This is a genomic window from Stenotrophomonas sp. STEN029 (assembly GCF_056760015.1).
In genome coordinates this window covers 1-6,759 of sequence record NZ_JBRREC010000146.1, presented here as the reverse complement: position 1 = coordinate 6,759, position 6,759 = coordinate 1, and the positions used below count along the sequence as shown (strand labels likewise).

General features: G+C 64.7%; 6 protein-coding genes. All 6 read right to left on the bottom strand.

Features of this window, described 5'->3' with window-relative positions; translation table 11 throughout:
* Positions 1-488: 488 nt before the first annotated feature.
* A complete protein-coding gene (locus tag ACVOLI_RS19960; RefSeq protein ID WP_282272667.1) occupies positions 489-1,133 on the bottom strand; it encodes a rhomboid family intramembrane serine protease in 645 nt (214 codons plus the stop codon).
* A gap of 41 nt (positions 1,134-1,174) precedes the next feature.
* Complete coding sequence (locus tag ACVOLI_RS19955) at positions 1,175-1,594, bottom strand: MGMT family protein (protein ID WP_481615713.1); 420 nt, start codon at positions 1,592-1,594, stop codon at positions 1,175-1,177.
* Positions 1,516-2,442, bottom strand: a complete 927-nt coding sequence (locus ACVOLI_RS19950; RefSeq protein WP_481615714.1) for a DMT family transporter — start codon at positions 2,440-2,442, stop codon at positions 1,516-1,518. The genes ACVOLI_RS19955 and ACVOLI_RS19950 overlap by 79 nt, the downstream gene beginning before the upstream one ends.
* 297 nt (positions 2,443-2,739) lie before the next feature.
* Positions 2,740-4,092 (bottom strand): glutathione-disulfide reductase, encoded by a 1,353-nt coding sequence (gorA, locus tag ACVOLI_RS19945; protein WP_481615712.1) that lies wholly within the window; start codon positions 4,090-4,092, stop codon positions 2,740-2,742.
* Entirely contained in the window at positions 4,089-5,339 is a 1,251-nt protein-coding gene (locus ACVOLI_RS19940; RefSeq protein WP_481615711.1) for an NAD(P)/FAD-dependent oxidoreductase, read from the bottom strand. Before ACVOLI_RS19940 ends, gorA begins: the two co-directional genes overlap by 4 nt.
* Positions 5,340-5,365: 26 nt before the next feature.
* The gene (locus ACVOLI_RS19935; protein WP_481615710.1) at positions 5,366-6,562 is read right to left on the bottom strand and encodes a DUF418 domain-containing protein; all 1,197 of its coding nucleotides are present in this window, start codon (positions 6,560-6,562) and stop codon (positions 5,366-5,368) included.
* Between the last annotated feature and the right edge of the window lie 197 nt (positions 6,563-6,759).

Sequence of the window (6,759 nt, the reverse complement as noted above, 5' to 3'; positions counted from 1 at the left end):
GAGCATGGCTCGGCACTACCACTTGAGCCCCTCTCCCGCTTGCGGGAGAGGGGTTGGGGTGAGGGCTGCCTTGCGCAGGTAAAGCCTCTGCCGAGCATGGCTCGGCACTACCGCTTGAGCCTCTCTCCCGCTTGCGGGCGAGGGGTTGGGGTGAGGGCTGCCTTGCGCGGGTAAAGTCTCTGCCGAGCATGGCTCGGCACTACCACTTGAGCCCCTCTCCCGCTTGCGGGAGAGGGGTTGGGGTGAGGGCTGCCTTGCGCAGGTAAAGCCTCTGCCGAGCATGGCTCGGCACTACCGCTTGAGCCTCTCTCCCGCTTGCGGGCGAGGGGTTGGGGTGAGGGCTGCCTTGCGCGGGTAAAGTCTCTGCCGAGCATGGCTCGGCACTACCACTTGAGCCCCTCTCCCGCTTGCGGGAGAGGGGTTGGGGTGAGGGCTGCCTTGCGCAGGTAAAGCCTCTGCCGAGCATGGCTCGGCACTACAGTTGCTTGTTATTTGACGCGACGCAGGTGCGGGCCACGCTTGTTGAACGGTGGCTGCCCACGCCAGTAGCGGATCAGCAACCAGCCAAACAGCATGCCGCCCAAGTGGGCGAAGTGGGCCACCCCGGGCTGCCAACCGGTGAAGCCCAGCAGCAGCTCAATCGCACCAAACACGATCACGAAAGTACGTGCCTTCATCGGGATCGGCGGGAACAACAGCACCACCCGTTGGTTCGGGAACAACATGCCGTAGGCCAGCAACAGGCCGAACACACCGCCAGAGGCACCCAGCACCGGGTTGTACTCCCCGGCAAACGCAGCCACCAGCAACTGGCACAGGCCAGCGCCGACCACGCACACCATGTAATAGGTCAGGAAGCGCTTCTCGCCCCAGGTCGCCTCCAACGGCGCACCAAACATGAAAAGCGCCAGCATGTTGAAGAACAGATGGCCGAAGCTGCCATGCAGGAACCCATAGCTCAGCAGCTGCCACGGTTCGAATCCCGGTGAATCGCTGAAGACCTGCTGTGAACCCAGCGGCCACAGCATCAGCTGGGTGAAGATGCCCGCCGTCTGCGGAAGCTGCTGCAGCAGGAACAGGACGACGTTGGCGATCAGCAATGTCTGGGTGATCTTGGGTAGGCGCGGGAACATGGTGGCATCCGGGGAAACTGGCTACATCATAGCCGCAGCGGCTAGCCCGGGCCCCAGATCGCCTCGTCCAGGCTGCGCGGCGGTTTGGGCCGCTTCACCCTGCCGTTCTCCACCGCCACGCCCTCGGCCCGCAGCCGCTGGCTCTGTTCGCGCCAACCGCGCGAGCCCTCCGGCATTGCGATGCGACCGTCCGAGCGCAGCACCCGATGCCAGGGCAGCTCCGGGTCCTCATTGCTGCCCAGCAGTCGCGCTACCAGCCTTGCCCTTCCGGGCAGCCCGGCCTTGGCCGCCACTTCGCCATAGCCCAGCACCTGCCCACGCGGAATGGCACGAATCGCCTCAAGGATGCGTGCATGCCCGGCGGCGGCACTGGCCTCCGGGCTCATCGCTTCTTCTTCGCCACGCCGCTGCCCACCAGCAGCACGCCCAGCAGCACCAGCACCGTCCCGGCGCTTTGCCAAATACCCATCGGTTCGTCGAGCAGCCATACGCTGAGCACAATCGTGGAAACTGGCCCCAGCATACTCACCTGCGCCGCTAGCGAAGAGCCAATCCGCTTGACCCCGATCATGATCGCCAGCACCGGCAAGACAGTACAGACCGTGCCGTTGAGCAGTGACAGCCAGTACACCGGCGGCGCGTACTCCCACAGCGCTGCCCAGGGCTGGAACAACAGGTATTGGCCGATGCACAGCACGCAGGCCACCATGCTGGCGTAGGCAGTCAGGCGCACCGCGCCAATCCGCGCCACCGCCTGACCACTGCCGAACAGATACACCGCATAACTGAGCGCACTGGCGAACACCAGGGCCGAGCCGATCAAGGTACGCCGGCCTTCGAGCTGGATGTCATGGCCGAAAGCCAGCAATACGCCGAGGTAGCTGACCAGCAAGGCCGCTACCTGGATGCGGGTGGGCCGTTGCTTGAGCACCACCAATGCAATCAACACCACCAACGTGGGGCTGAGATACAGGATCAGCCGTTCCAGCGTGGCGCTGATGTATTGCAGGCCAAGGAAATCCAGATAGCTCGACAGGTAATAACCACTGAAGCCGAGCAGCAGCACCCGCCAACGATCACCGACCGACAGCGGCTGCGCGCGCCGTGCCGCCCACACGCCCATGGCGATGAAGAACGGAAACGCGATCATCATCCGCAGCGCAAGCAAGGCGGTGGCATCGGCGCCATGCCGGTAGGCGAGCTTGACGATCACCGCCTTGCCGGACGCGGCGATCGCACCGGTGGCGGCCAGCAACAGGCCGCTGATCAACAGCCGACGCGAACTGGTGGGCAGTGTTGGCGTGGCCATGGTGGCCTCGCGCTGGTTTGGAGCAGTCACGCTGTTACGGCATCCGGGGGAGATGGCTTTCCATTATGGGCGCTAAGGGATTTGTACGGGCTGGCGGGTAGGACCAAGGCGTTTACCGGAGAAGGAGCAAGATCAACTACACCCCTCCCCAACCCTCCCCTTGCCTGCGGCAAAGGGAGGGAGCAAACGCATTGTCGGCGACTGCAGGATCCGCCTCCTCCCTTGCGCGCAGCGCAGGGGAGGATTGAGGAGGGGTGCCTTTGCACTGTTGCTGTTGCTATTGCTGTTGCTGCCCCCTCAGCGCATCAGAACAACTTCCTCAGCCGAAGTCGGATGGATCGCCACCGTCTCCTCCATCTGCCTGCGTGTCACGCCAGCCTTCACCGCCACCGCTAATCCCTGCAGGATTTCGTCGGCGCCCTCGCCCAGCAGATGGATGCCAACCACCTTCTCGTCCTCGCCAGCGCAAACCATCTTGAACAGACTGCGCACTTCACCCTGCCCCAGCGCCTGCAGCATCGGCCGGAAGCGGCTGTAATACGTGCTCACCTTGCCAAAGCGCCTGCTCGCCTCTTCCTCGCTCAGGCCGACACTGCCCAGCGGCGGATGCGCGAACACAACACTGGGAACATTCTCGTAATCGAGCCTGGCCTCCGGATGCCCGCCCAGCACGCGATCCATCAGCCTGCGCGCGGCTGCAATCGCCACCGGCGTCAGGGTCACCCGGCCAGTAACGTCGCCGACCGCATAGATGCCAGGCACCGAGGTGTTCTGGTAGTCATCCACCTCGACCTGGCCCTTCTCGCCCAGCTTCACGCCTGCCTGCTCCAGACCAAGTCCTCGGGTATTCGGTCCGCGCCCGGTCGCAAACAGCACGGTGTCGAACACAGCCTGCTCGGGGCCGTTGTGCAGCTGCGCGCGGATCTGTTGCTGCTGCCGCTGCAGCGCCTCCACCTTGCAGCCGAAGTGCAGCTCCACGCCCTGCAGGCGCAGGTTCTCCGCCAGCTGGTCCGACACTTCCGCGTCAAACTTGTCCAGCAGGCGCTGTCCGCGTACCAGCAAGGCAACCTCGCTACCCAACGCTCGTAGCACGCCAGCAAGCTCCACCGCGATATAACCACCGCCTACCAAGGCAACGCGGTTCGGCCGCGCCCGCAGCGCAAAAAAATCATCCGACACACCACCCAACGCTGCCCCCGGCAACTCCGGCTTGAGCGGATGCGCGCCGGTAGCGATGACGATGTGCTCGGCGCGGAACTGGGTGCCGTCCTCGCACTGAACCGTGTGCGCATCGATCAGATGTCCACGATTGCTGACCCGCACCACGCCGGTTTCATCCAACCGCTTCTGGTAGCTGGCGTGGATATTGGCGATGTACTGCTGGCGTCGCTCCAACAGGGTTGACCACGTCAGCGCCGGTTCGGCAGGCACATCGAAACCGATCTTCCGTGCCAGTCCAATGCGCTCGGCCAGGTCCGCAGCCAGCCACATCGCCTTCTTCGGCACGCAGCCCACATTGACGCAGGTGCCCCCCAACGGCGCAGGCTCCAGCATCGCCACCTTGGCGCCGTAGGATGCTGCGCGGAATGCGGCAGCCAAGCCGCCCGAGCCGCCCCCCAGTACCACCACATCGTAATTGCGCGCGCTCACTGGAAACGCTCCACGCGATACGGCGCAGGATCGATTGCAGGCGCTTGCCCGGTGATCAAATCAGCCATCAGTTGTCCGCTCCCACTGCTCATACTGATGCCGAGCATGCCATGACCCGCCGCTAGCCAGACGTGAGCGTGCAAGGGTGAGCGCCCCAATATCGGCATGTCATCCCAGGTCATCGGCCGCCAGCCATACCAGCGCTCATGGATGACCTCGCCGATCGGCTGGCGCAGATACTGTCGCGCTGCCTGCTCCAGCGCCTGCAGACGGGTCCCATTCAAACGCCGGTCCTGCCCGGAAAACTCCATCGTGCCGCCCAGCCGCATCTGCTCAGCCCAGGCAATGACGAACACCGATCGATCCTTCAGCACCACCGGCCGACTCGGCACCTGCACCGGGCAGCTGCCGGTGATGGAATAGCCCTTGCCTGCCTGGATCGGGGCGCGTAGCCCCAACCTGACGGCCAGCCGTGGTGACCACGCACCGGTCGCAAGCACCAGTTCACCGGTATCACGGGCACCTCGATTGGTCTGCACGCGTACGCCCTGCCGGTGCGGCTCGAAGGATTGCACCGCGCAGTACTCTTCAACCAGCACACCGCGCGCACGCAATACCCGTCCCAGCTCGGCGGTATAGCGATCAGGGCGCAGACTGGCGTCACCCGGGAAACGGATCGCACCGATCACACCGTCCTTGAAGGCGGGCTCAGCACGAACGTAATCGCTGCCATCGAGGATCTCGGTAGCGATGCCAAGGTCTGCCAAAGCACCGCATTCGGTCGCATGCGTGTCGAAATTGTGTTGCTGGCGGAACACATAATCCAAACCCTTCTCGGCGAACTCGCAATCCAGCTGGTAGCGCTGCACCCAATCGGCCAGACGCTGCCGCGAATCGTTCAGCAATGCAGCGCGCCCCTGCGCGCTGTGCAGCCAGTCCCGTCGATTGCAACGAGCGGCGAACTTGAACAGCCAGCGCCACAGCGCTGGATCAGGTCGCGGTGGGATATACAACGGCGCCTGCGGCGACAGCATCCAACGCAGCGCACGCATCGGCACACCCGGCGCCGCCAGCGGCGGTGCATGACTGGGGGTGATGGTGCCGCAGTTGCCGTGCGAGGTCGCGCCGCCAAGTTTGCCAGCGTCAATCACCCGCACCTGCCGTCCCGCTTCGGAAAGCGCCAACGCGGTGGCCAGACCGGTGGCACCGGCACCAACAACAAGTACATCGTCTTCGGGACAGTTCACCCGGTCATTTTATTGCCGCGAATGCCTCAGCGCCGCAGTGGTGGCAATTGCAAGTATGTAAACGCCCGCCACAGCCACTCCACCGGACCGTACTGGAAACGCCGCAGCCATAGCTGGCTGAGCAGTACCTGCATGGCGAACAGAACAACCGCAAACAGCAGCTGTGAGGCACGCCCAACCTGTTCAAACCAGCCTAGGCCATAGCCGTAGAACACCAGGGTGCAGACCAGTGACTGCCCCAGGTAATTGCTCAAGGCCATGCGCCCGACGGGCGCCAACCATCGCAGATGACGACTCCAGCGCACGCCCCATGCGAGGTAGCCCAGGCACATCATCAAACCGGCGACTGCCGTCAACGCGTAGGCGCCCGCGCTGCGCATGTTGAATTGCCCCGGGGCGTTGTACGGCAGCACCCAGGTACTCAGCAGCATCACCGCCAGGCCGATAGGCAGCAGCAACCAGCGCAAGCCTGCCCACAACCGCGGATAGCGACCCGGCTCGGCAATGGCGCCACTGCGCGCGAACCATGCGCCGATCAGGAACATGCCCAGCACCTGCGGGCCGACAACCAGCAACGCTCCCAGGGAAGCAAAGACGTCACGCAGACGTTGCGCGACCGCCTGCAGGTAGCTGCCATGCCCGTACGCCTGGCGCTGCGCTTCGATTGCCTTTGCCGCGGCAGCTGCCTGCGCACTGGCAGCATCGGCCGGCACAAGCTGCATCAAGGCGCCCAGCATCAACATCAGCACAGCCGCGCCCAGATACGCCATCGTCCCCAGCGCGGGCAACCAGCTGCGCGGCGCCTCACGGAAGGCCAGCAATACGAAAGACAGCAGCGCGTAGGCGACCAGGATGTCACCGGACCACAGCAGCAGTCCATGCAGCACGCCGATGACCAGCAGACCCAGGCTGCGGCGCAGATAGAAACGGGTGAAGTCACGCCCCGCCATGGCAGCCCGCTGCGCCATCACCGCGAAGCCGGCGCCGAACAGCAGCGAGAACAGGGTAAAGAATTTGCCCTGCACGAAGACGTAGACAAAAGCATCGGCCCAGTAGTCCCAGCCCTGCCAGTGCGGATCGATGCCGGTAAAGGACATGTCCATCGGCCCGCTGAAGGCCTCCATGTTCATCAGCAGGATGCCGAACAGGGCAAAGCCGCGCAGCACATCCAAAGTAGCGATGCGCTCATTGCCCGCAACAGGCTGGAAAACAGAAGTAGACAACGGCGACGTCCTTCGGCGACGAGTGCGCGATTAGACCACGCCGGAACAATGTAGTGCCGAGCCATGCTCGGCAGCGGCTTGCCCAGCGACCTGTAGTGGGGGGGGGGGGGGGGGGGGGGGGGGGGGGGGGGGGGGGGGGGGGGGGGGGGGGGGGGCGGGGGGGGGGGGGGGGGGGGGCGGCGGCGGCGCGGCGGGGG